At 68.8% G+C, this 21,748-nt stretch carries 21 protein-coding genes; 9 read left to right on the top strand and 12 right to left on the bottom strand.

Annotated elements, in window-relative coordinates; genetic code table 11:
- Nucleotides 1-5 precede the first annotated feature (5 nt).
- The gene (locus ACSFCA_RS31470) at nucleotides 6-803 is read left to right on the top strand and encodes an SDR family oxidoreductase (protein ID WP_435462250.1); all 798 of its coding nucleotides are present in this window, start codon (nucleotides 6-8) and stop codon (nucleotides 801-803) included.
- Nucleotides 804-1,084: 281 nt separating this feature from the next.
- Here the strand turns inward: ACSFCA_RS31470 and ACSFCA_RS31465 are convergent, their stop codons facing one another.
- The gene (locus ACSFCA_RS31465; protein WP_435462249.1) at nucleotides 1,085-1,993 is read right to left on the bottom strand and encodes a LysR family transcriptional regulator; all 909 of its coding nucleotides are present in this window, start codon (nucleotides 1,991-1,993) and stop codon (nucleotides 1,085-1,087) included.
- Nucleotides 1,994-2,078: 85 nt separating this feature from the next.
- Between ACSFCA_RS31465 and ACSFCA_RS31460 the strand changes: the two genes are divergently transcribed.
- Both ACSFCA_RS31460 and ACSFCA_RS31455 read left to right on the top strand, forming a co-directional pair.
- Nucleotides 2,079-3,089 (top strand): zinc-binding alcohol dehydrogenase family protein, encoded by a 1,011-nt coding sequence (locus tag ACSFCA_RS31460; RefSeq protein ID WP_435462248.1) that lies wholly within the window; start codon nucleotides 2,079-2,081, stop codon nucleotides 3,087-3,089.
- Nucleotides 3,090-3,113: 24 nt separating this feature from the next.
- Entirely contained in the window at nucleotides 3,114-3,674 is a 561-nt protein-coding gene (locus tag ACSFCA_RS31455; RefSeq protein ID WP_435462247.1) for a GNAT family N-acetyltransferase, read from the top strand.
- Between the two features lie 7 nt (nucleotides 3,675-3,681).
- On the opposite strand, the gene ACSFCA_RS31450 is transcribed toward ACSFCA_RS31455, so the two are convergent.
- Nucleotides 3,682-5,055 carry a PQQ-dependent sugar dehydrogenase gene (locus ACSFCA_RS31450; protein ID WP_435462246.1) on the bottom strand — a complete coding sequence of 458 codons (1,374 nt, stop codon included), beginning with the start codon at nucleotides 5,053-5,055 and terminating at the stop codon, nucleotides 3,682-3,684.
- A 130-nt stretch (nucleotides 5,056-5,185) separates the two neighbouring features.
- Here ACSFCA_RS31450 and ACSFCA_RS31445 point away from each other — a divergent pair, with 130 nt between their 5' ends.
- The 4 genes from ACSFCA_RS31445 to tcuC all read left to right on the top strand — a co-directional run bounded on the left by ACSFCA_RS31445 (nucleotide 5,186) and on the right by tcuC (nucleotide 10,480).
- Nucleotides 5,186-5,959, top strand: a complete 774-nt coding sequence (locus ACSFCA_RS31445; RefSeq protein ID WP_435462245.1) for an alanyl-tRNA editing protein — start codon at nucleotides 5,186-5,188, stop codon at nucleotides 5,957-5,959.
- Nucleotides 5,960-6,002: 43 nt separating this feature from the next.
- The gene (locus ACSFCA_RS31440; RefSeq protein WP_435462244.1) at nucleotides 6,003-8,231 is read left to right on the top strand and encodes a protein-disulfide reductase DsbD family protein; all 2,229 of its coding nucleotides are present in this window, start codon (nucleotides 6,003-6,005) and stop codon (nucleotides 8,229-8,231) included.
- Between the two features lie 94 nt (nucleotides 8,232-8,325).
- Nucleotides 8,326-9,018 carry a thioredoxin family protein gene (locus ACSFCA_RS31435; protein ID WP_258351404.1) on the top strand — a complete coding sequence of 231 codons (693 nt, stop codon included), beginning with the start codon at nucleotides 8,326-8,328 and terminating at the stop codon, nucleotides 9,016-9,018.
- A gap of 124 nt (nucleotides 9,019-9,142) precedes the next feature.
- Nucleotides 9,143-10,480 carry an MFS transporter gene (gene tcuC / locus ACSFCA_RS31430; RefSeq protein WP_258351405.1) on the top strand — a complete coding sequence of 446 codons (1,338 nt, stop codon included), beginning with the start codon at nucleotides 9,143-9,145 and terminating at the stop codon, nucleotides 10,478-10,480.
- Nucleotides 10,481-10,493: 13 nt separating this feature from the next.
- Here the strand turns inward: tcuC and ACSFCA_RS31425 are convergent, their stop codons facing one another.
- The gene (locus tag ACSFCA_RS31425; protein WP_435462243.1) at nucleotides 10,494-11,213 is read right to left on the bottom strand and encodes an SDR family oxidoreductase; all 720 of its coding nucleotides are present in this window, start codon (nucleotides 11,211-11,213) and stop codon (nucleotides 10,494-10,496) included.
- Nucleotides 11,214-11,293: 80 nt separating this feature from the next.
- Between ACSFCA_RS31425 and ACSFCA_RS31420 the strand changes: the two genes are divergently transcribed.
- Both ACSFCA_RS31420 and ACSFCA_RS31415 read left to right on the top strand, forming a co-directional pair.
- Entirely contained in the window at nucleotides 11,294-12,229 is a 936-nt protein-coding gene (locus tag ACSFCA_RS31420) for a LysR family transcriptional regulator (protein ID WP_435462242.1), read from the top strand.
- 131 nt (nucleotides 12,230-12,360) lie between these two features.
- Nucleotides 12,361-13,344 (top strand): AraC-like ligand-binding domain-containing protein, encoded by a 984-nt coding sequence (locus ACSFCA_RS31415; RefSeq protein ID WP_435462241.1) that lies wholly within the window; start codon nucleotides 12,361-12,363, stop codon nucleotides 13,342-13,344.
- A 49-nt stretch (nucleotides 13,345-13,393) separates the two neighbouring features.
- Here ACSFCA_RS31415 and ACSFCA_RS31410 read toward each other — a convergent pair whose 3' ends face one another.
- Genes ACSFCA_RS31410 through ACSFCA_RS31370 form a run of 9 tightly spaced genes read right to left on the bottom strand, consistent with a single transcriptional unit; the run spans nucleotide 13,394 to nucleotide 21,682 of the window.
- Nucleotides 13,394-14,101 (bottom strand): ABC transporter ATP-binding protein, encoded by a 708-nt coding sequence (locus ACSFCA_RS31410; protein ID WP_258351411.1) that lies wholly within the window; start codon nucleotides 14,099-14,101, stop codon nucleotides 13,394-13,396.
- 7 nt (nucleotides 14,102-14,108) lie between these two features.
- Nucleotides 14,109-14,816, bottom strand: a complete 708-nt coding sequence (locus ACSFCA_RS31405) for an ABC transporter ATP-binding protein (RefSeq protein ID WP_435462240.1) — start codon at nucleotides 14,814-14,816, stop codon at nucleotides 14,109-14,111.
- On the bottom strand, nucleotides 14,813-15,886 hold the full coding sequence (locus ACSFCA_RS31400) for a branched-chain amino acid ABC transporter permease (protein ID WP_435462239.1): 1,074 nt from the start codon (nucleotides 15,884-15,886) through the stop codon (nucleotides 14,813-14,815). Before ACSFCA_RS31400 ends, ACSFCA_RS31405 begins: the two co-directional genes overlap by 4 nt.
- Nucleotides 15,883-16,752 (bottom strand): branched-chain amino acid ABC transporter permease, encoded by an 870-nt coding sequence (locus tag ACSFCA_RS31395; protein WP_093178267.1) that lies wholly within the window; start codon nucleotides 16,750-16,752, stop codon nucleotides 15,883-15,885. The genes ACSFCA_RS31400 and ACSFCA_RS31395 overlap by 4 nt, the downstream gene beginning before the upstream one ends.
- A 12-nt stretch (nucleotides 16,753-16,764) precedes the next feature.
- Nucleotides 16,765-18,033 carry an ABC transporter substrate-binding protein gene (locus ACSFCA_RS31390; RefSeq protein WP_435462238.1) on the bottom strand — a complete coding sequence of 423 codons (1,269 nt, stop codon included), beginning with the start codon at nucleotides 18,031-18,033 and terminating at the stop codon, nucleotides 16,765-16,767.
- 38 nt (nucleotides 18,034-18,071) lie between these two features.
- Nucleotides 18,072-19,574 (bottom strand): aldehyde dehydrogenase family protein, encoded by a 1,503-nt coding sequence (locus ACSFCA_RS31385; protein ID WP_435462237.1) that lies wholly within the window; start codon nucleotides 19,572-19,574, stop codon nucleotides 18,072-18,074.
- A gap of 49 nt (nucleotides 19,575-19,623) precedes the next feature.
- The gene (locus tag ACSFCA_RS31380; protein WP_435462236.1) at nucleotides 19,624-20,013 is read right to left on the bottom strand and encodes a nuclear transport factor 2 family protein; all 390 of its coding nucleotides are present in this window, start codon (nucleotides 20,011-20,013) and stop codon (nucleotides 19,624-19,626) included.
- Nucleotides 20,014-20,053: 40 nt separating this feature from the next.
- Complete coding sequence (locus ACSFCA_RS31375; protein ID WP_435462235.1) at nucleotides 20,054-20,854, bottom strand: MoaF C-terminal domain-containing protein; 801 nt, start codon at nucleotides 20,852-20,854, stop codon at nucleotides 20,054-20,056.
- 18 nt (nucleotides 20,855-20,872) lie between these two features.
- Nucleotides 20,873-21,682: an SDR family NAD(P)-dependent oxidoreductase gene (locus tag ACSFCA_RS31370; protein ID WP_258351415.1), complete on the bottom strand. Its 810-nt coding sequence runs from the start codon at nucleotides 21,680-21,682 to the stop codon at nucleotides 20,873-20,875.
- Between the last annotated feature and the right edge of the window lie 66 nt (nucleotides 21,683-21,748).

Here is a 21,748-nt window from a genome sequence, read left to right as displayed (position 1 = left end):
CTTTCATGGACCTCCAGCTCCACGACCAGCACGTACTCATCACCGGCGGCAGCAAGGGCATCGGCCTGGCCTGCGCGCTGGGCTTTTTGCGCGAAGGCGCGCGCGTGAGCCTCGTGTCGCGCGACCTCGCCAACCTGGAGCAGGGCCGCAAGACGCTGATCGGGGCCTTCGCGCAGGCCGAAGGCCGGGTCTCCGTGCATGCGGCCGACCTCAAGGACCCGGCCAGCGCCGTGGCCGCGCTCGATGCGGCAGAGAAGGCCTTCGGTGCGGTCGACGTGCTAGTCAATTCGGCCGGCGCCGCGCGCCGCACCCCGCCCGACGATCTGACCGCCGCGTCATGGCACGACGCGATGGACGCGAAGTACTTCACCTACATCCACATGATCGACCCGGCCGTCAAGCGCATGGGCCAGCGCGGCCGCGGCGCCATCGTCAACGTGATCGGCCAGGGCGGCAAGGTCGCGAGCCCCGTGCACATGGCCGGCGGCGCAGCCAATGCGGCGCTGATGCTGGTGAGCGCCGGCATGGCCGCCGCCTACGCCGGCAAAGGCGTGCGCGTGAACGCAGTGAACCCAGGACTCACACTGACCGAGCGGCTGCAGGAAGGCATGAAGGCCGACGCGAAGCTGCAAGGCATCGGCACCGACGAAGCACTGGAGCGCGCCAAGGCAAGACTGCCACTCGGCCGCATCGCGACCCCGGAGGAAATCGCCAACACGGTGGTATTCCTGGCATCGCCAAAGGCAAGCTACGTGACCGGCGCCATAGTGGCAATGGACGGCGCCGTCACCCCCATGATCTAAGGCTAGGGCCGAGCGAAGCAAAGGCCCGTTCCGTCTCCCCTCCCCTCTGGCTGCGCCGAGGAGCGCAGCGTTTCGCGGATCAGGGCTCGCCCTTGTCTGAGCGAAGCGAGTTTGGGCGAGACCCCGCGAAACGCGAGCACCGCAGGTTGCCCCTTCGCGCAGCGAAGGGGTCGCAGACAGTGGGGTCGCCTTTCTTTTGCCTACTTTTCTTTGGCGAAGCAAAGAAAAGTAGGTCGCCCGCCGGGGCGAGTCCCGGCCAGCAGCCCCAATCAGAAAGCACCTCACCCCAGCGCCAACAACCCCTCAAACTTCAACCCAAGAAAATCAACAAACGCCCTGACCCGCGCGGGCACAAAGCGCCCACTCGGCAGCAACGCATGCAGCGGATACGGCTCAGTCTCCCAGTCAGGCAGCAGCCGCACGAGCCGGCCTTCCCGGATGTCGTTCCGCACATCAAGCGCCGACTTGAGCGTCACGCCATACCCCGCCACAGCCCATTCACGCGCCAGCGAGGCATCGTCCACGCTCCGGTTGCCATTCACCCGCACCTCAGTCCACTGCCCGTTCTGCGCAAACCGCCACACGCGATGCCGCCGCCCCGAGCGATTGAAGGTCAGGCAGTTGTGATGCACCAGGTCTTGCGGCACCTTCGGCGCAGGATGACGGCGCAGGTAATCGGGCGAGGCGGTGAGCACCGGGTTGGTCAGGGCAAAGGGCCGCGCCACCAGCCGCGAATCGGCCAGCGCGCCGTAGCGCAGCGCCACGTCGACCTCGTCTCGCATCACGTCCAGCGGGCGGTCGCCCACCGACAGCGACAGCTGCACGCCGGGGTGCAGCGCCAGGAATTCGTCGAACCACGGCAGCAGCGTGCTGCGCGTGAGGTCGGACGGCGAGGCCACGCGCAGCGTGCCGACCAGCTCGCCGCGATCGGCCGTGACCAGCGATTCGCCCTCGTCCAGCAGCTCGAAGGCGCGCACCGCGTAGTCGAGCAGCGTCTGGCCCTGCGGCGTGAGGCGCATGGCACGGGTGGAGCGCTCGAACAGGCGCGCGCCGAGCTGGGCCTCCAGCCGCTTGAGCGTGGCGCTGGCGGCCGCGGGCGTGATGCCCAGCGCATGCGCCGCCGCCGTGAGCGTGCCGCCGCGCGCCGTGTGCACCAGCACCTGCAGGTCGGAGAGATTTTCAATCTTCATTTGAAAGTGTTGCTGGTTTGAGCCACCTTATCAAACCGGTCTTGCGATCCTACATTCGGAGCATCGTTACTGAAAGGTTCCCGTCATGAAAGCCGTCGGCTATTACCAGCCCCTCCCCATCGACAACCCCGAATCGCTGCAGGACATCGAGCTGCCCGCCCCCGTGGCGGGCCCCCGCGACCTGCTGGTGCGCGTGAAGGCGGTGTCGGTCAACCCGGTGGACACCAAGGTCCGCAAGAACGCCGCGCCCGAGGCCGGCCAGGCCAAGGTGCTGGGCTGGGACGCCGTCGGCACGGTCGAGGCCATCGGCAACGGCGTGAAGAACTTCAAGATTGGCGACCGCGTGTACTACGCGGGCTCGATCACGCGGCCGGGCGCGAATGCCGAGCTGCACGCGGTGGACGAGCGCATTGCCGCCCTCGCGCCGAAGAGCCTCGACGACGCACAGGCCGCCGCGCTGCCGCTGACCACCATCACCGCGTACGAGCTGCTGTTCGATCGCCTGCGGGTGCCGAAGGATGGCGGCGAGGGCCAGACGCTGCTGATCACCGGTGGCGCAGGCGGAGTCGGCTCCATCCTCATCCAGCTGGCGCGCCAGCTCACCAAGCTGCGCATCGTCGCCACCGCCTCGCGCGCCGAAACCCGCGCATGGTGCCTGGAGTTGGGCGCACACGTGGTCATCGACCACTCGAAGCCGCTCGCGGCCGAACTCAAGGCCGCCGGCATCGGCGAAGTCGACATGGTCGCCAGCCTCACGCAGACCGAGCAGCACTACGCGCAGATCATCGAAAGCCTCAAGCCCCAGGGCCAGCTGGCGGTGATCGACGACATGAAGGTGTTCGACGCGATGCCGCTGAAGACCAAGTGCATCTCGCTGCACTGGGAAATGATGTTCACGCGCTCGCGCTTCGAGACGCCCGACATCGCCGAGCAGGGCGCGCTGCTGGCCGAAGTGGCGGCGCTGGTCGACGCGGGCCGCATCCGCACGACGGCGAACGCGAGCTTCGGCACCATCAACGCCGCGAACCTGAAAAAGGCGCATGCGCTCGTCGAGAGCGGCAAGGCGCAGGGCAAGGTGGTGCTGGCGGGGTTCTGATTCTGAGTCCGCACAATCGGTCGCATGACCGATAACGCTGCCCATCCTCATCTCATCGAATTCGAAACCGAGCGCCTGCGGATGCGCCAATGGCGCGAGAGCGATCTCGCGCCATTTTTTGCGCTGGCCTGCGACCCGCAGGTGATGGAATTCCTGCTACCGCTGGCCACGCGGGCCGACAGCGATGCGATGGTCGAGCGCATCAGGACGCGCATTGCCGAGAACGGCTGGGGCTTCTGGGCCGTGGAGCACAAGGCGTCCGGCGAGTTCATGGGCTTTACCGGGCTGAACTCGCCGCTGGCCGACCTGCCGTTTTCGCCATGCGTCGAGATCGGCTGGCGCTTCGCTCGCAAGTGGTGGGGCCAGGGGTTTGCGAGCGAAGCTGCTCGCGGCGCCATCCAGGTTGGGTTCGATCAGTTGGCGCTGGACGAGGTCGTCGCGTTCACTGCGTGGAACAACACTCGCTCGGCAGCGGTGATGGAACGCATCGGAATGAAGGAGGACGTCGCCGGCGCCTTCGATCACCCGCTGGTGCCCGAGGGGCATCCGCTGCGCCGGCACCGCCTCTACCGAATCCAGCGCTGAAGAAGCGCTACCTCGCCTTCGACACCCGCCACACGGCATTGCCCACGTCGTCCGCCACGATCAGCGCGCCGCCCTTGTCGAGCGCCACGCCCACCGGACGACCCTGCGCCTTCTCGTCGGCCGTCAAAAAGCCCGTCAGCACATCGACCGGCGGTCCGCTCGGCTTGCCGCCGATGAAGGGCACGAACACCACCTTGTAGCCCGACTTGGGCTTGCGGTTCCACGAGCCGTGCTCGCCGATGAAAACACCGCTGGCGAACTGCTCGGGCATGCCGCCCGCGCGCGAGAACGCCAGGCCCAGCGGCGCGACGTGCGAGCCCAGCGCGTAGTCGGGCGCGATGGCCTTGGCCGCCATCTCGGGGTTCTGCGGCGTCACGCGCGCATCGACGATGCCGCCGTAGTAGCTCCAGGGCCAGCCGTAGAAGGCGCCGTCTTTCACCGAGGTGAGGTAGTCGGGCACGAGGTCGCTGCCGATCTCGTCGCGCTCGTTCACCACGGTCCACAGCGCCTTGGTGTCCGGGTCCCAGCCCATGCCGTTGGGGTTGCGCAGGCCGCTGGCGAACAGGCGCTTCTCGCCGGTCTTCGTGTCGACTTCCCAGATGGCGGCGCGGCCCTCTTCGGCGGCGAGGCCGTTCTCGCCGATGTTGCTGTTGGAGCCGACCGTCACGTAGAGCTTGCTGCCGTCGGCATTGGCGATCACGTTCTTGGTCCAGTGATGGTTGATGCCGGCAGGCAGCTGTGTCACCAGCGTGGGGTTGGCGCTGATAGAGGTCTGGCCTTCTGTGTAGGGCACCTTCACCAGCGCATCGGCATTGGCGATGAAGAGTTCGTTGCCAACCAGCGCCATGCCGTAGGGCGACATCAGGTTGGTCATGAAGACCTGCCTGACTTCGGCAAGGCCGTCGCCGTTGGCGTCGCGCAGCAGGGTGATGCGGTTGGCGCTGGGCACGCCGGCGCCGGCGCGGCCCATGACCTTGCCCATGACCCAGTTGCGGATCCTGGCGACGAGGCCGTCACCGCCATCGGTGGCGCCGCCGCCGGGCTTGGGCGGCTTGTTGCTCTCGGCCACGAGGATGTCGCCGTTGGGCAGGGTGTAGACCCAGCGCGGGTGGTCGAGGCCGCGCGCCAGCGCCGTCACCTGCAGGCCTTCGGCCGGGGTGGGCGAAGCGGTGTCGGTCCAGCCGACGGCGGGAGCGACGTTGACGGTGGGAATCAGGGTCTTGTTCGGCTCGGCCAGCTGCGGGCGGGGGCCGGTGGTCAGCTCGGGCGCCAGCTTGGCGGCCTCGCCGCAGCCGGCGACGAGCAGCGCGGCGGCCAGCGCCAGGGCGGTCGTCTGCCAGGGAAACGTTGTGCGGGTGGGTGCTTGCTGCGGTTCATTCATGCGTAATCCTTGTGCGGCCGGGGGCCGCATGCACCGGATCATCCACAGGCGGGCGGCCCGGGGGTTGTCGGTCGTGGGCGCTTTCTGGCGTGGGCGCACCTCATTTGCGCATCGCCGCTACCATCGCCGGATGACCGACGACCTGTTCCGTGCCGACGCCTACCTGCGCACCTGCGAAGCCCGCGTGCTGCGCATCGACGACACCGGCATCGTGCTGGACCGCACCGTGTTCTATCCACTAGGCGGCGGGCAGGCTGGAGACAGCGGCGTGCTGGCCCTGGCCGACGGGCGCGAGCTGGTCATTGCCGACACCCGCAAGGCCAAGGATGCGGAGGGCCTGCCGACCAATGAATTCGTCCACGTGCCGGCCCCTGAGCAAACCGACCTGCTGGCCGCGCTGAAGCCCGGCGACACCGTCACCGCCCGCCTCGACTGGGAGCGCCGCCACCGGCTCATGCGCTTCCACACCGCCACCCATCTCCTGTGCCATCTGGTGCCGCAGCCGGTGAACGGCTGCTCCATCACCCCCGAGTACGCACGGCTCGACTTCCACATGACCGACCCGTTGGACAAGGAAGCGCTGACCGCCGGCCTGGCGAAGCTGGTCGAAGCCGCCCACCCGCTGACCGTGGGCGCCATTACCGATGAGGAGCTCGACGCCAACCCAGCGCTGGTCAAGAGCATGAGCGTGCAGCCGCCGCGCGGCACGGGCACGGTGCGCACCATCCGCATCGGCGGAACGGGCGCAGGCGACGCGCAGATCGACTTCCAGCCATGCGGCGGCACGCATGTTGCAAACACTTCCGAAATCGGGGCGGTAGTGGTCACCAAGATCGAGAAGAAGAGCGCCAACAGCCGGCGCGTGGTGCTGGGCTGGGCCCCAGCAACTGCTTTGGCCGCCTGAAACGGCCGGAACTTCGCCCCCATCGAATGCTCCGACTGACGGCATGATCTTTTCGCGCATCCATTTCGCTACGCTTCTGATAGCAACAGCCGCAGCCAGCATGCCGGCTGCGGCGCAATCGACGGCCAGCCTGCCATCCAAGCCGGGCGCGGTTGTAACCACTCCCCACGTACGCGCCGAACTGATCGCACACGCCCCCGACGGCGTGACGCCCGGCGCCCCGGTATGGGTCGGCCTGCAGATCACGCACCAGCCCGAGTGGCACACCTATTGGAAGAACGCCGGTGATTCGGGCCTGCCCACCGAGATGACGTGGACGCTGCCAGCCGGCGTGTCCACCGGCGAAATCGCCTGGCCCGTGCCGAAGAAGATCCCGGTCGGCAGCCTCGCCAACTACGGCTACGAAAACACCGTGCTGCTGCCGGTGCCGCTGGAGGTGTCCACGCTCTACAAGCCGCCGGTGGCGCTGGGCGGCACGCCGGCGATGGACATCCAGCTCAAGGCCTCCTGGCTGGTCTGCCGCAAGGAATGCATTCCCGAAGAAGGCACGTTCACGCTGGCCCTGCCGCTGCAGGGCTCGACCGCGCTGCACAAGGCAGATTTCGACACCGCCCTGGCGACCCAGCCCCAGCCATTGGCCAAACCCGGCACTGTCGAGGTCGACGGCCACAACCTGAAGATTCGGCTCGAAGGCCTGCCGGCCGCCGTTCAGGGCAAGACGCTGAACTTCTTCCCCGAGACTCCCGAGGTGATCCGCACCGCGGCCGTCTCCGGCAAGGACTGGACCCAATCCTGGCAAGGCGGCACCTGGACCGCCACGATGCCGCTGGCCGACCAGCGCAGCGCCAGCCCCACGGTGATGCCGTTGGTGGTGGCGCTGCCCGAGGCCGACCGGCAAGCGGGCCAGCCGGTGGCCTGGCGCGCCGAGGCACCGGTCACGGGCTCTTGGCCGGCGGGCGCCGCGCCGCGCGCCGAGGTGTCGCCGGCGCTGCAGGCCGCGCTCACCGCCAATGCAGCCAACGCGGCAACCTCGCCCACCGAGCTGCCCGCCCCCTCCTCGACCACTTTCATGGCCGCGCTGCTTGGCGCCCTGCTCGGCGGCCTGCTGCTCAACCTCATGCCCTGCGTGTTCCCGATCCTCGCGATCAAGGTGCTGGGCTTTGCGCGGCAGGCGGGCAACGCCAGCGCGCACCGCAAGGCCGGGCTGGCCTACACGGGCGGCGTGATGCTGTCCTTTCTTGCGCTGGGCGGCGGCATGCTCGCGCTGCGCGCGGCCGGCGCCGGGCTGGGCTGGGGCTTCCAACTGCAGTCGCCGGGCGTGGTGGCGGCGCTGGCGGCGCTGTTCACGCTGATCGGGCTCAATCTCGTGGGCGTGTTCGAGTTCGGCCGGGCCGCGCCTTCGTCGGTGTGCAGCGCGCAGGCCAAGCATCCGCTGGTCAACGATTTCCTCTCCGGCGTGCTCGCCGTGGTCATCGCCTCGCCCTGCTCCGCGCCGTTCATGGGCGCGTCGATGGGTTTCGCCATCGGCCTGCCGGCCGCCCAGGCGCTGCTGCTGTTCGTTGCGCTGGGCTTCGGGCTGGCGCTGCCTTATCTGCTGGCCGGCTTCGTGCCCGCCGTCGCGCACCTGCTGCCCAAGCCCGGCCCGTGGATGCACACGCTGCGCCGCCTGCTCGCCTTCCCGATGTTCGCTACCGTCGCGTGGCTGGTGTGGGTGCTGGGCCAGCAAAGCGGCATCGACGGCGCGGGCACGCTGCTCGCGCTGCTGGTGTGCCTGGCCGCCATCGTCTGGGCGTTCACGCTGCGCGGGCGCACGCGGGTCGTGATCGCGACGGTGCTGATCGGCTTCACCGCCGTGCTCACCGCCACCATCGGCCGCAATGTGTTGCAGGTGGTGGAGCCGGCCAAGCTTGCATCTGCCCAGGGCACCGCCGGCCAGCGCTGGCAGCCGTGGTCCGCCGAGCGCGTGGCCGAGCTGTCGGGCGCCGGCCAGCCGGTGTTCATCGACTTCACCGCCGCCTGGTGCGTGACCTGCCAGTACAACAAGAAGAGCACCCTGGCCGACACGCAAGTGCTGGCCGACTTCGACGCCAAGAAGGTCGCCATGCTGCGCGCCGACTGGACCCGGCGCGACCCCGCCATCACCGCAGCGCTCACCGCGCTGGGCCGCAGCGGCGTGCCGGTGTACGTGCTGCAGGCGCCGGGCAAGCCGCCGGTCGTGCTGACCGAAATCCTCGGTAAAGACGAGGTCCGCGCCGCGCTCGCCGCGCTTTGACCACCGCCGTGACATGGGTTGTCACATGCACTTGAAGAAACCGTTCTAAGCTGCAGTTGTTGTTTGGAATTTTGTTTTGGAGTTCAAGCTGGCCATGTCTCTTTCGCCATCCACAGACTCGCGTTCCCGTCGTGCCGCGCGTCATGCCCGCGCCGCCCTGAGCCGGGCTTCCCGCCGTGCCGTAGTCGCCGCCGCCGTAGCGCTCGGCGCCACTTTCCTGATGGGCAGCAATGCCGCTGCAGCCCCCGCCGTGGGCCAGCAGGCGCCCGATTTCGTTGCCGTGGACACCAGCGGCGCCAAGCACAAGCTTTCGGACTTCGCCGGCAAATTCGTGGTGCTCGAATGGACCAACCCCGGCTGCCCCTTCGTGCGCAAGCACTACGGCAGCGGCAACATGCCCGCCACGCAGAAGGCCGCAACCGACAAGGGCGTGGTGTGGCTGGCCATCAATTCCACCGAGCGCGCCGCCACCGACTACCTGAAGCCCGATGCGCTCGACGCGTGGATGAAGTCTCAAAAAGGCGCGCCCACCGCCGTGCTGATGGACGAAGACGGCCTGATCGGCCAGGTCTACGGCGCGCGCACCACGCCGCACATCTTCATCATCGACCCCAAGGGCACGCTGGTGTACGCGGGCGGCATCGACAGCATCGCCTCGGCGCGGTCGGACGACATCAAGACCGCCACCAACTACGTGAACCAGGCGCTGGGCGAGGCCTTCGGCGGCAAGCCGATATCGGCCGCAACGACGCGGCCCTACGGCTGTTCGATCAAGTACAAAACCTGAAGTCCGTTCACGCGACGAAACACGCGCGTGACAGCTACCTGACCTGCGCAGTCAGGTAGCGGTCGGGGAGTCCGGCCTACCCTAGGGCGAGCACATCGCCAATACAGCCCTAGGGGACAACTAGATGAATCCTGCGCCCAACGCTGCGCAATCGGGCACGGCCGCCCACGCCTCCACCGCCTCGTCCTCCAAAGTCGCCACCGTCCTGCGCGTGACGGGCGGCAACTTCATGGAGATGTTCGACTTCTTCCTGTTCGGCTTCTACGCCACGCAGATCTCGAAGGCGTTTTTCCCGGCCGGCAACGAGTTCGCCTCGCTGATGCTGACCTTCATGACCTTCGGCGCGGGCTTCCTGATGCGGCCGCTGGGCGCGATCTTTCTCGGCGCGTACGTCGACCGCGTCGGTCGCCGCAAGGGGCTGATCGTCACGCTCGCGCTGATGGCCGTGGGCACGCTGCTCATCGCGTGCGTGCCGTCGTACGCCACCATCGGCCTGGCCGCGCCGCTGCTGGTGCTGATCGGCCGGTTGCTGCAGGGCTTCTCGGCCGGGGTGGAACTGGGCGGCGTGTCGGTGTACCTGTCGGAAATGGCGACGCCGGGCCACAAGGGCTTCTACGTGAGCTGGCAGTCGGCCAGCCAGCAGGTGGCCATCGTCGTCGCGGCCGCGCTCGGCTACTGGCTCAACGTGACCTTCACGTCGCAGGAAATCGGCGACTTCTACTGGCGCATTCCCTTCTTCGTGGGCTGCCTGATCGTGCCGGTGCTGTTCATCATCCGCCGCTCGCTGCAGGAAACCGAAGAGTTCATGGCGCGCAAGCACCGCCCCGACGCGCGCGAGATCTTCCAGTCGATGGTCGCAAACTGGGGCCTCGTGGTCGCCGGGATGATGCTGGTGTCGATGACCACGGTGTCGTTCTACCTGATCACCGTCTACACGCCCACCTTCGGCAAGGCCGTGCTGCACCTGAGCACCACCGACGCGCTGATCGTCACGCTGTGCGTGGCCATCTCCAACTTCATCTGGCTGCCGATCATGGGCTCGCTGTCGGACCGCGTGGGCCGCAAGCCGCTGCTGATTCTGTTCACGGTGCTGACCATCCTCACGGCATATCCGTCGCTCAAGTGGCTGGTGGGCGCGCCGAGTTTCGCGCGCATGCTCGAAGTGGAGCTGTGGCTGTCGTTCCTCTATGCGAGCTACAACGGCGCGATGGTCGTGGCCCTCACCGAAGTGATGCCGGTGAACGTGCGCACCGCCGGCTTCTCGCTCGCGTACAGCCTGGCGACGGCGCTGTTCGGCGGCTTCACCCCGGCCATTGCAACCGGGCTGATCGAGATGACAGGCGACAAGGGCGCGCCGGGCCTGTGGATGACGGCGGCCGCGATCTGCGGACTGATCGCGACGCTGGTGCTCTACCGACGCAACGTGAGTCCGGCGGACGCACGGCGCGTGCCGGCGGTCTGATCCCCCGTCTTCTTCAGACCAGCCGCAACCCGCCGTCGCACTCGAGCACCGTGCCGGTGGTGTAGCCGTTCTCGATCAGGAACTGGATGGCATGCGCCACGTCCTGCGGCTGCCCCACGCGGCCGACGGGCAGCGTCTCGACCTGCTGGCGGAACAGGTCGTCCTTCATCGCGGTGGGCACGCGGTTCCACCAGGGCGTGTCGATGAGGCCGGGTGACACGGCATTCACCCGGCTCGGCTTCAGCTCGCGCGCCAGGCTGCCCACCATCGCTTCGAGCGCGCCGTTGATCGCTGCGAGCCCCGAAGTGCCGGGCAGCGAATTGCGCGCGGAGATCGCCGTCACGAAGGTCAGGCTGCCGCCCTTGCACAGCACCCGCGCGCCGGCTTGCGCCGCTTCGAGTTGCGGCCAGAACTTGGCCTCGAAGCCGCGGCGCAGCGACTGAAGATCGAGCTGCGCGAATTCGCCCGCGCCCTCGCCGCCGCTGAGCGTGAGCACCAGGTGATCGACGGGCCCGGTCTTCTCGAAGAAAGCATCGAGCGCACCGCGATCGCAGGCGTCGAAGGCCGCGCCGCTCACGTTCTTGCCCAAGCCGCCGATCGCTTCCTGCAGCTTGCCGCTGTCGCGCCCAGTCGCGATCACGCGGGCACCGGTTGCCGCAAGGCGCCGCACGGTTTCGAGCCCCACGCCCGACGAGCCGCCGACCACCACCACTGTCTGTTGTTCCAAAGCCATGTCGACTCCTTTGAATGCCTGATGAAGAAAGTGCCTTCAGGTTAGGGAGCGGCGCCCTATCATTCAAATCGTTTGAAACCATGGAATACATCAACGAAAGTGATTTCAGGCGGCTCGACCTGAACCTGCTGCTGGTGTTCCACGCGCTGCTGCACGAACGCAGCGTCACGCGTGCGGCGCAGCGCCTGTTCATTGGCCAGCCGGCCCTGAGCGGCGCGCTCAAGCGCCTGCGCGCGGCCCTGGGCGACGAGCTGTTCGTGCGCACCTCGCACGGCATGACGCCGACGCCGCGCGCGCTCGAACTCGCGCGCGTCATCGAGCCGCTGCTGCTGTCGCTGCAGCAGGCGCTGCATGCACAGCCGGCGTTCGACCCCGCCACGGCCGAGCGCGTGTTCCGCATCGGCCTGAGCGATGCGCTCGAGGTGGCGCTGATGCCGCAGCTCATGCAGCGGCTTTCCGAACAGGCGCCGGGCGTGCGGCTCGTCGCGCGCGCGGCCGACCGCACCAACGCGCCCGGCATGCTCGACGCGGCCGAGATCGAACTGGCGGTGGGCGTGTTCATCGAGTGCGCCGCATGGCACCGGCAGCGCGCGCTGTTCGGCTGGCACTTCGTCTGCGTCTACAACGCCGCGCTCGTGAAGACACGCGGCAAGCGGATCACGCTCCAGGAATACCTGCACCACCCGCACCTGCTGACCTCGTTCAGCGCCGACCTGAGCGGGCTCGTCGACGATCTGCTGCGCGAGCAGGGGCATGCGCGCCAGGTCGTGTTCTCCAGCCGCAACTTCGCGACCAGCCCTTTCATCGTGCGGCAGATGCCCGCCATCACCACCGTACCCACCTTCGCCGCCGCCACGTGGCGCGACGCGCTCGGGCTGGCCGTGAGCCCGTTGCCTTTCGAAACACCGGCCTACGAGGTGTCGCTGCTGTGGGCGGCGGCGCGCGACGGCGATCCAGGCCTGCAGTGGCTGATCGGCCTCATGGCCGAGGTGTTCGGCGAGAAGCCCGTGCGTTGATCCAGCGCGCACCGTACGTTGACCGGGAGCGCAGCATCCACGGTGTCCCGGGTGGAAACACCGATGATGTCGCGCCCCCGCGTGCCTATCCTGCGGAAGCGCTTCCGGGCGCCCTCCACGGAACCCACGGCATGAACGCACACCATTTCAGCACGCTGCTCGAACACCCCGCCGACCGGCAGGCCTGCTGGGGCCGGATCAACACCACCTACTTCGGCGCGCTGAACGTGCAGTGCCTGGACACAGGCACCTTCGACGCGCGCATGGACGCCTACGAACTCGGCCCGCTGGGCATGTTCATGATCGAGGCGCCCTCGCACCGCGTGGCGCGGCCCGACATGCGCAGCGAGATCGCGCTCGACGAGCACTACAAGCTGGTACTGCAGCTCGAAGGCCACGGCCACATCTCGCAGCGCGACCGCGAGTTCGACCTGCACCCCGGCGACTGGAGCCTGTACGACCCGCGCGTGCCCTACGCCATCACCAACCCCGAGCGCTCGCGCCTGCTGGCCATCACCATCCCGCGCCAGCAGTTCAAGGGCATGAAGATCCCCGACCTGCACACCTGCGAGGCGCACACGCCGGCCATGCAGGGGCTCTACGCGGTGCTCGGCTCGTTCCTCACCTCGCTGGCCGACCAGCTGCCCTCGCTGCCCAACGCAGTCGGCCGCTCGGTCAGCGACACGGTGCTGGGCCTGCTGGCCTCCACGCTGGCCACCCACTCCGACGAGCAGTTCGGCGCGCACCCGGTGCCTGGCGTGCTGAAGGTGCGCGTGAAACAGTTCGTGCACGCGCACCTCGCGGACCCGACCCTGTCGCTCGACCTCATCGCGCAGCAGCTGCGTTGCTCCAAACGCTACCTGCACCGCGTTTTCGAGGACGAGGAGCAGACGCTCGACCGCTTCATCTGGCAGATGCGGCTCGAGCGCTGCAGCGAGGCGCTGCGCAACGCGGCGGGCGGTCGCACGTCGGTGTCGGAGATTGCCTTTGCCTGGGGCTTCAACAGCAGTGCGCATTTCTGCCGAGTGTTCAAGGCGCAATACGGCGTGTCGCCGCGCGAGTTCCAGCGGCGCGAGGCCGGGAGCATGGCCGCCTCGGCCATGCTGACGCACTAGGGCGCCATGCCCAGGTAGGCCGCGCCTTCGCGCTCCCGTCGAACCTTCGTCAAGCCGCCGCGAGATAGCTGCTGTGCAGTATCTCCGGCCGGCTTCTCAGCTCCTCCGACGAGCCCGCGAAGGCCATGCGACCACGCTCCAGCACATAGGCGCGGCTCGACACCGCGAGCGCCACCGTCGTGAACTGTTCGATCAGCAGCACGCCCACGCCTTCGCGCGCGACCTGTTGCACCACCTCCACCAGCCGCTTGACCACCGTGGGCGCGAGCCCCAGCGAAAGCTCGTCGATGGCCAGGTAGCGCGGCTTGCCGATCAGCGCCTGCGCGATGCAGACCATCTGCTTCTGGCCGCCCGAGAGCGAACGCGCGGGCAGCGCGAGCTTCACGCGCAATTCCGGAAACACCGCGAGCACCTGCTCCACCGCATCGGCCACGCGCGCAGCGGGCAACGCGGTGGCGGCGGCGCGCAGGTTGTCGAGCACCGAGAGATCGCCCAGCACGCGGTGGCCCTCAGGCACCACCGCCACGCCGAGCGCACGCACGCGCTCGGGCCGCTGGCCGTGCAGCGCATGGCCCTCGACCTCGATGCGTCCGCCCGCAATCGGCAGCACGCCGCCGATGGCCATCACCGTGCTCGACTTGCCCGCGCCGTTCGCACCCAGCAGCGCCGTCACTTCGCCGGGAGGCACCTGCAGGTCGATGCCGTGCAGCACGGCCTTGCCGCCGCGCTGCAGGCGCAGATCGTTCACGCTCAGCATGTGCTTGTCACTCCGTTCCGAGGTAGGCCTTGCGCACGGCCGGGTCGTCGAGCACCTGGCGCGTCGGGCCGAGCGCGAGTCGGCGGCCGAAATCGAGCACCAGGGTCTGCGTGCAGGTGGCCGCGATCAGGTCGACGTCATGGTCGATCAGCAGCACCTGCGCGCCGCAGAAAGCGTGCACCGAGCCGATCACGCGGCGCAGCGCGCCGGCCTCCTGTTCGGTGAGGCCCGCGCCGGGTTCGTCGAGCAGGAGCAGCTTGGGCGCGCCGACCAGCGACTTGGCGATCTCCAGCATGCGGCGCTGGAACAGGTTGAGCCGATGGCCCGGCACCGTTGCCGCATCGAGCAGGCCGGTGTGCGCCAGCGCGCGCGCGACCTGCGCCACCGCATCGCTGCGCGCATGCGGCACGTGGTCGAGCAGGGCGCGCACGTTGTCCCACACGCTGAGGTCCTCCACCACCTGCTCGGTCTGGAACGACCGGCGCAGGCCGAAGCGCACGCGCTCGATGGGCTTCAGGCCCAGCAGGTCAGCGCCGTCCACCGCGACGGTGCCGCTGCGCGGCAGCACGAGGCCGCTGAGCACGTTGACCAGCGTGGTCTTGCCCGCGCCGTTGGGGCCGATGAGGCCGCACACCGGCGCATCGAGTTCGGCGCTCAGCGCGTCGATGGCCTTGACGCCGCCGAAGGCGACGGTGAGATCGCTGATGCGGATCATGGCGCAGCATCCTTGCCGCCAGACAGCCGCTGGCGCACTGCTGCGAAGGCGCCGGCCAGTTGTCCGGCGATGCCGCTGGGCGCGGTGATGAGGGCATGCAGCAACGCGACGCCGAAGAAGATCATCGCCAGATAGCCATTCACCCCGAAGTCCGTCAGCAGCGCCGGCACCGCGCGAAGCAGCAAGCCGGCAATCAGCGCGCCCGCCCAGTTGTAGGCCCCTCCCACCACCGTGAGCGCGAACAGCATCACCGAGTCGCCCGCGGTGAAGGCGCGCCCGTCGAGCTGCCCCACGCCGCCCGCAAGCAATGCGCCCGCCACGCCGGCGCAGAAGCCCGCGAGGCCGAAGGCCCAGGTCTGGTAGCGCAGGATGTTCACACCGGCCGCCACGGCCGCCGCCTCGCCGCGCCGGATCAGCGCCCACGAGCGCCCGGCGCGCGTGCGTCGGTGAAGCTCGATCAACGCCAGCACCGCCGCCAGCCACACGGCCACGTAGCGGAAGTACGCCGCGTCGGACAGCGCCAGCGCGGGCCGGGGCATCATCAGCCGCTCGCTGCCGAACACGCGGCCCAGCCATCCCGCGCCGCCGTCGGGAAAACCCGTGACGTTGATGAGCACCTGGAAGCCGCCCGCCATCATCATCGTGACGAGCGCCAGGTACAGCCCCTTGAGCCGCAGCGCCGGCAGCCCCGCGAGCATGCCCACCACGCACGACAGCAACCCGCCCGCGAGCACCGACAGCTCGAAGGGCCAGCCCAGCCCGTGCCCCGCGCGCAATGCGATCCAACCGCCCACGCCGAGCAGCGCGTACTGGCACAGCGATACCAGCCCCAGCTGGCCGTAGAGCAGAGCCACGCCGGCCGCCGCGATCGACAGCGCGAGCGAGGAGGTCAGCGTCTTGATCCAGTAGGCATTAGCCAGCCACGGTACAACGAGGCCGATGAGCAGCACGCAGCCCACCATCACCGCCAGCGAGATGCGCGCGCGGCGCGATGCTTGCGCGAGCGAAGCCGGCGGCCCCTGCACGCCGTGCGCCGGCACAGCCCCGACGATGGTCGAAGAAGCGCTCATGCCTGCCGCGTCCCGGTGCGATAGAACACGATCATCGCCAGCGCGATCAGAAACGGCGTGGCAGTGCGGAACGCCGCGAAGCCCGGCACGGTGATCGCCAGCGCCTCCAGCACGCCGATGGCGATGCCGCCCGCCACCGTGGCCGGCAGCGAGTGCAGGCGGCCGATGATGGCGGCGGCAAAGGCCGGAATCACCAGGAAGGTCAGCAGCGTGGCCTGCAGCCGCACGATGTTCGCGAGCAGCAGGCCGCACACGCCGGCGAAAGCTCCGCTGAGCACCCAGGCCACTGTGTCGACGCCCAGCACGCGGATGCCGAGCAGCGCGCTCAGGTCGCGGTCGTTGGCCAGCGCGCGCATCTTCAGGCCCACGCGCGTCTTCGACAGCAGCAGGCCCACGCCGCCCATCATCAGCACGGCCAGCGCGAGCCCCAGGGCGCGGGTATGGGTAAGCCGCACCTCGACCTCGCCCAGCACGAAGTCAATGGCGCCCGCGTCGGTAGGCAGCACCAGCCGGCGCGGCTGTTCGCCCCAGTACCACTCGGTGAAGCCCACCACCACCAGCGCGAAGCCCAGCGTCGCGATGCTGCGGATGGTCGGATCGCGGTGCGACAGCCGCGGCGCCAGCAGCCGTCCGTAGGCCAGCGACAGCAGCATCGAAGTGACGATGGCCGCGCACCACGCCAGCCCCTGCGGCCAGTCCGCCTCGAGCATCGACCAGGCCACGTAGGCGCCGATCGCGCCGATGGCACCGAAGGCGAAGTTCAGCACGCCCGACGAGCGGTAGAGCACCACCAGCCCCACGCCGGAGAGCGCATACACCGCGCCCAGGCCCAGGCCCGAGATGACGAAAGGCAGGTATTCGTCCATGGCCGGGCGCGCTTACTTCAGGCCCATCTTCTGCTCGTCGGCGCGGATGTCGACCAGCTCCGGGTCGTCCGCCGTCAGGCAGCCGCCGGGGGCGAAGCGCCAGCCGTTGCCGTCGGGGCTGGCGACCGGGCCGCTGTTGTTGGCGTTGTGGCGGTTGCCGTTGCCCACGTAGAAGGGCTTGCACAGGATGTCGCTCCTGAAGTCGCTCACCTTGCGCAGCGCATCGGTCACGCCTGCACGGTCGATCTTCTTCGGGTCCATCTTCAGCAGCGCCTGCGTCACGATGCGCGCTGCCACGTAGCCGCCTTGCGAGAAGGTGTCGCGCGGATCGCTCTTCGCGCCGTACTTGTCCATCACCGCAAGCCAGTTCTTGTTGTCGGGGCCTGCCGATTCGAGCGGGTTGAATTCGAGGTTGACGTCGAAGTTGCCCTTCCAGTAGGGCCCGATGGCCTTGGGCACGTCGGTGTTGTAGGCCGGCGCGGACGACACGAAGTGGATCTTCCTGCCGATGTTCTGCTGCTCGGCGGCCGCCAGCATCGGCACCAGGATGCCCTTGGGCACGTTCATGATGATGGTGTCGGGCTTCTTCGCGGCCGCCTGCAGCATGGTGGAGGTGGCGTCGGCCGAGCCGGGGTCGATGGCGATGGTCTCGACCTCCACGCCGTTCTTCCTGCCCCACTCCTTCGGCCCCTCGCAGGCCCAGTTGCCCAGGCTGGGGATGTTCGGAATGATGCAGACCATCTTCTTCGACTTGTACTTCTGCGCGGCGTACATGGCGGCGATGGTGGCCGACACGCGCGGCCCCGCGTTCACCGGCACGTAGTTGCGCGCGTTGAAGCACTCGCGCGGCACGCCGGTGCCGGCAATCACCATCACGCCCTCGTCGGCGTACATCTTGGCGTTGGCGCCGCACTCCACGAAGCTGGTGCTGCCCGCGAGCGCCACCACCTTGCGGTCCTTCACGAGCTTGGAGGCGACCTGCGCGGCGGTCTCCGGGTTCCACTGGTCGTCGACCACGACGTAGTCGACCGGGCGGCCGTTGATGCCGCCGTTGGCGTTCACGCACTTGAAGTACGCGGCCGCCGCCTGGCCCGACGCGCTGAAGTCGTCGGGGCCGGTCTTGCCGACCACCGCGCCGATGGGAATGGGCTCGCCCGTTGCGGGCTTGCCGGTGTTAAGGCCGCAGTCGGGGCCCGACTGTGCCCATGCACCGCCCGCACCCGCGATACCCACGGCACCGACCGCGAAGGACAGCGCAATCTTCTTCTGGATCTTCTTCATGATGGATGTCTCCTTTTCTGGTGATCGAAACCCGGCGGCTACACCGCCATGCACACGCTCTTGAGCTCGGTGAAGCTCTCGACCGCCGCACGCCCCAGGTCGCGCCCGTAGCCCGACTGCTTCACGCCGCCCAGCGGCAGTGCGTTGTCGAGCACGTTGTGCGCGTTGACCCAGACCACACCCGCCTGCAGGCGCGGCACGATGCGGTGCACGGCCGAGAGGCTGTTCGACCACACGCTGGCGGCCAGGCCGTAGGCGCTGTCGTTGGCCATGCGGATCGCGTCTTCCACGTCGTCGAAGGGCACGACCGTCGCGACCGGGCCGAACACCTCCTCGCGCACGATGCGCATCGAGGGCTTCGCGTCGACGAACACGGTGGGCTTCACGAAGCAGCCGCCATCGAAGGCTCGGCTACCGCCGGTGACCAGCGTCGCGCCCTCGGCCACCGCACCGTCGATGTGCGCCATCACGCGGTCCATGTGGCGCCTGGAGACGAGCGGGCCGAACTGCGCCTGCGGGTCGAAGCCCGAGCCGATGTGCAGCCCCTCGGCCGCCTGCGCCAGTTGCGCCACCACCTTGTCGAAGATGCCGCGCTGCACATACACGCGCGAGCCCGCGGTGCACACCTGCCCCTGGTGGAAGAAGATGCCGTTGGCCGCGCCCTGCGCCGCCGCGGCCGGGTCGGCGTCGTCAAGCACGATCAGCGGCGACTTGCCGCCCAGCTCCAGCGTGAAGCGCGCCATGTTGTCGACGGCGGCATGGCCGATCTGCCGGCCCACGCCGGTCGATCCGGTGAAGCTGATCTTGCGGATGTCCGGATGCTGCGCGAGCGCCGCGCCGGCCGTAGCGCCACGCCCGCACACCACGTTGAGCGCGCCCGGCGGAAAGCCCGCCTCGATGGCCAGTTCGGCCAGCCGCAGCGCGGTGAGCGGTGTTTCTTCCGAAGGCTTGAGCACCACGGTGCAGCCTGCCGCGAGCGCGGGCGCGACCTTCCACAGCGCGATGGCCAGCGGGAAGTTCCACGGCACGATCGCGCCCACCACGCCGACCGGTTCGCGCCGCGTGTAGGTCACCCACTGCGGACCCGGAATACCGATGGAGTTGTCCAGCGTCTGGCCTTCGAGCTTGGTGGCCCAGCCCGCCATGTAGCGCACAAACTCGGCGCCCGCGCCCACGTCGACCATGCGGGCGATGCCGCGCAGCTTGCCGCTTTGCAGCGTCTCGAGCGCACTGAGTTCGTCGGCGTGCGCTTCGATCAGCGTCGACAGCGTGTAGAGCATGCGCTCGCGGTCGGCAGGGCGCAGCGACCTCCATGCGGCGCTCTCGAAAGTGCGGCGCGCGCTGGCGACGGCGATGTTCACGTCAGCCGCGTCGCTGTCGGGTGCCTCGGCCACGGTCATCTCGGTGGCGGGGTCGACCACCGGCAGGTAGCTGCCGCTGGCGGGGGGCGCCTCGCGGCCGTCGATGTGGTTGCCACGCCGGCGCTGTGCCAGCAGGCCCACCTGGCCGAGGTGTTCGATCGACAGGTCTCGCAGATTCATGAGGAGGCTCCGGGGCGATGCGTTGAAGAAGAGAAAGAAGAAAGTGCTGTCACTGCATGGCGCGCGCCACGAGCAGCGTGTCGGTGAACTGCTCGAAGCGCCGCACCTTGCCGCCCTGCACCTGCCACACATGGGTGACGCGCGCGTGCATGGTCTTGCCAGTGGCGCGGTTGCGGCCGTGGTAGTCGCCGATGCCGACCACGGTGTCGCCGCCGTCGACCAGCCGCTCCAGCACGAAGCGGTAGCCCTCCCACTCGGCGCCCAGCGCCTTGAAGACCTTCTCGATCACCTGCGCCGGGCCGACGTGCGTGCCGGCGCAGGGAAAGCCGGCCATCTCGGTCCACTGCACGTCGTCGGACACGTCGGCGAACATGGCGTCGAGGTCCTGCCGGTCGGAGGCGGCGTAGTGATCGGCAACGATCCGGTGGGGCGTGCGCATGAAGTGAAGCTCCTGGTGTGACAGCAAAAAATGGAAGGAATCAGACCGGCCCGAACTCGGGCGGATAGACGGTCTGCGAGGCCTTGCGCATGAAGGCGCCCGCGGGGTTGTTGGCGACTTCGCCGGCACCGGTGACGCCGAGGAACTTGCCGGTCGAGCGACCGCGCGCAAAGTCGAAGAAGAACACCGATGCCACCGGAATCAGGAACTCGCGGAAGGTGAAGACGTACTGCTCGTCGTCGAACTTCCAGTAGCTCGCCAGGTCGACGTCGCCGTGGCCGCGCTGCACGCCGACCAGGCACTGCCAGGCGTAGCGCTCCGAGCTCAGGTAGGTGTGCTCGTAGGTGTGGTTGGGGCTGTAGGTCTGCCAGGTGCGCAGGCCGATGAGGTCGCGCGTAGCGTGCGGGACAAGGCCGGTGGCATCACCGCCTTCGAGCGTGCCGACCCAGAAGTCCTGCGGCACGCGCGGCTGGCCGGCGGCCTCCTCGGCACCGACGATGCGGCAGCGGATGGCGAGCACGCGGCGCGTGCGCGTGTTGAGCACCACGGTCTGTGCCTCGGTGGGCCGGCCGGCCTGCGTGATATCGAGGAAGAAGGTGTCTGGCGCGACCTCGATGGCCTCGTACCAGTCGCCCTGCGCCTGCCCGCCGCGTGCCCCCTCTTCCTGCCAGTCGATCGTGTGCTGCGTGCGCGGCTTCAATGTGAGGCGGAAGTCGGGCAGGGCCAGCACCAGCGTCCGGCCCGCAAGCGCGTCGGTGGGCGGCAGGCGGTTGGTGGCAATGCCGAGTGCGAACTGGTCGTAGGTCTTCCAGTCGGCGGGCTTGGTGGTGTCTGTGCTCATGGCGTCGTTGTTCCTTGCTCAGGCGTCGTGCGCGAAGGCGATGGTGGGAAGGTCCACGGCGCAGGCGCCGCCATCGACCATCAGCGAGCTGCCGGTGACCATCGCGGCCAGCGGCGAGGCGAGGAACATCACGGCATTCGCCACGTCCCCCGGGCTGGCGGCGCGGCCCATGGGCACGTCGCGCGTGACGAGGTCGTAGGCCGCATCGGTGCCGGCCAGGCGGTACTTGTCGACGAGCACCTGCATCTGTTCGTCGGCCATCTCGGTGCGCACCCAGCCCGGGCACACCGCGTTCACGCGCACGCCCTGCCTGCCGTAGTCACGCGCCAGCGAACGCACCAGGCCGATGAGCGCATGCTTCATCGTCACGTAGCCGACCACGCCCGGCCCTGCGAAGTGGCCTGCGAGAGAAGACAGCACGACGATGTTGCCGCGCCGCTCGATCAGCTCCGGCAGCAGTTCGCGTGCGCAGACGAAGGCGGTGTCGAGGTTCAGGCGCGTCGAGAGCGCCCACGAGGCGTCGTCGGTGGACAGGGCATCACCCACGCCGTGGCCGCCCGCGTTGGCGACGAGCACGTCGACACGGCCGAACTTCTCGCGTGCCTGGGTCAGTGCCCGGCGCACGTCTTCTGTGCTGGCGGCGTCGCCTGCCACCGCGAGGCCGTCGAGCTTCGAAGCGACGGCCTCGAGCTGCGCAAGGCGCCGCCCCATCAGCACGACACGGCCGCCCGCCGCGGCGAACTGCGCAGCGACCGCCGCACCGATGCCGGTGCCGCCGCCCGTGATGAACGCGACCTTGCCGGCCATGGAATCTCTCGTGGAACTCATTTGCTCTGTCTCCTTGTCGGGATCGACTCTAGGTTTCGGCGCGCATCGGCGATTGACCGAACGCGC

The sequence above is a fragment of the Variovorax multivorans genome, assembly GCF_051216835.1.
GTDB lineage: Bacteria > Pseudomonadota > Gammaproteobacteria > Burkholderiales > Burkholderiaceae_C > Variovorax.
The sequence above is the reverse complement of the archived record's forward strand: the minus strand, read 5'-3'. Positions and strand labels throughout refer to the sequence as shown.

What these genes read in the sequence shown, in the direction of transcription:
- ACSFCA_RS31470 (WP_435462250.1), top strand. Translation starts at nt 6, where the DNA reads ATGGACCTCCAGCTCCACGACCAGCACGTACTCATCACCGGCGGCAGC.
- ACSFCA_RS31465 (WP_435462249.1), bottom strand. Translation starts at nt 1,993, where the DNA reads ATGAAGATTGAAAATCTCTCCGACCTGCAGGTGCTGGTGCACACGGCG.
- ACSFCA_RS31460 (WP_435462248.1), top strand. Translation starts at nt 2,079, where the DNA reads ATGAAAGCCGTCGGCTATTACCAGCCCCTCCCCATCGACAACCCCGAA.
- ACSFCA_RS31455 (WP_435462247.1), top strand. Translation starts at nt 3,114, where the DNA reads ATGACCGATAACGCTGCCCATCCTCATCTCATCGAATTCGAAACCGAG.
- ACSFCA_RS31450 (WP_435462246.1), bottom strand. Translation starts at nt 5,055, where the DNA reads ATGAATGAACCGCAGCAAGCACCCACCCGCACAACGTTTCCCTGGCAG.
- ACSFCA_RS31445 (WP_435462245.1), top strand. Translation starts at nt 5,186, where the DNA reads ATGACCGACGACCTGTTCCGTGCCGACGCCTACCTGCGCACCTGCGAA.
- ACSFCA_RS31440 (WP_435462244.1), top strand. Translation starts at nt 6,003, where the DNA reads ATGATCTTTTCGCGCATCCATTTCGCTACGCTTCTGATAGCAACAGCC.
- ACSFCA_RS31435 (WP_258351404.1), top strand. Translation starts at nt 8,326, where the DNA reads ATGTCTCTTTCGCCATCCACAGACTCGCGTTCCCGTCGTGCCGCGCGT.
- tcuC (WP_258351405.1), top strand. Translation starts at nt 9,143, where the DNA reads ATGAATCCTGCGCCCAACGCTGCGCAATCGGGCACGGCCGCCCACGCC.
- ACSFCA_RS31425 (WP_435462243.1), bottom strand. Translation starts at nt 11,213, where the DNA reads ATGGCTTTGGAACAACAGACAGTGGTGGTGGTCGGCGGCTCGTCGGGC.
- ACSFCA_RS31420 (WP_435462242.1), top strand. Translation starts at nt 11,294, where the DNA reads ATGGAATACATCAACGAAAGTGATTTCAGGCGGCTCGACCTGAACCTG.
- ACSFCA_RS31415 (WP_435462241.1), top strand. Translation starts at nt 12,361, where the DNA reads ATGAACGCACACCATTTCAGCACGCTGCTCGAACACCCCGCCGACCGG.
- ACSFCA_RS31410 (WP_258351411.1), bottom strand. Translation starts at nt 14,101, where the DNA reads ATGCTGAGCGTGAACGATCTGCGCCTGCAGCGCGGCGGCAAGGCCGTG.
- ACSFCA_RS31405 (WP_435462240.1), bottom strand. Translation starts at nt 14,816, where the DNA reads ATGATCCGCATCAGCGATCTCACCGTCGCCTTCGGCGGCGTCAAGGCC.
- ACSFCA_RS31400 (WP_435462239.1), bottom strand. Translation starts at nt 15,886, where the DNA reads ATGAGCGCTTCTTCGACCATCGTCGGGGCTGTGCCGGCGCACGGCGTG.
- ACSFCA_RS31395 (WP_093178267.1), bottom strand. Translation starts at nt 16,752, where the DNA reads ATGGACGAATACCTGCCTTTCGTCATCTCGGGCCTGGGCCTGGGCGCG.
- ACSFCA_RS31390 (WP_435462238.1), bottom strand. Translation starts at nt 18,033, where the DNA reads ATGAAGAAGATCCAGAAGAAGATTGCGCTGTCCTTCGCGGTCGGTGCC.
- ACSFCA_RS31385 (WP_435462237.1), bottom strand. Translation starts at nt 19,574, where the DNA reads ATGAATCTGCGAGACCTGTCGATCGAACACCTCGGCCAGGTGGGCCTG.
- ACSFCA_RS31380 (WP_435462236.1), bottom strand. Translation starts at nt 20,013, where the DNA reads ATGCGCACGCCCCACCGGATCGTTGCCGATCACTACGCCGCCTCCGAC.
- ACSFCA_RS31375 (WP_435462235.1), bottom strand. Translation starts at nt 20,854, where the DNA reads ATGAGCACAGACACCACCAAGCCCGCCGACTGGAAGACCTACGACCAG.
- ACSFCA_RS31370 (WP_258351415.1), bottom strand. Translation starts at nt 21,682, where the DNA reads ATGAGTTCCACGAGAGATTCCATGGCCGGCAAGGTCGCGTTCATCACG.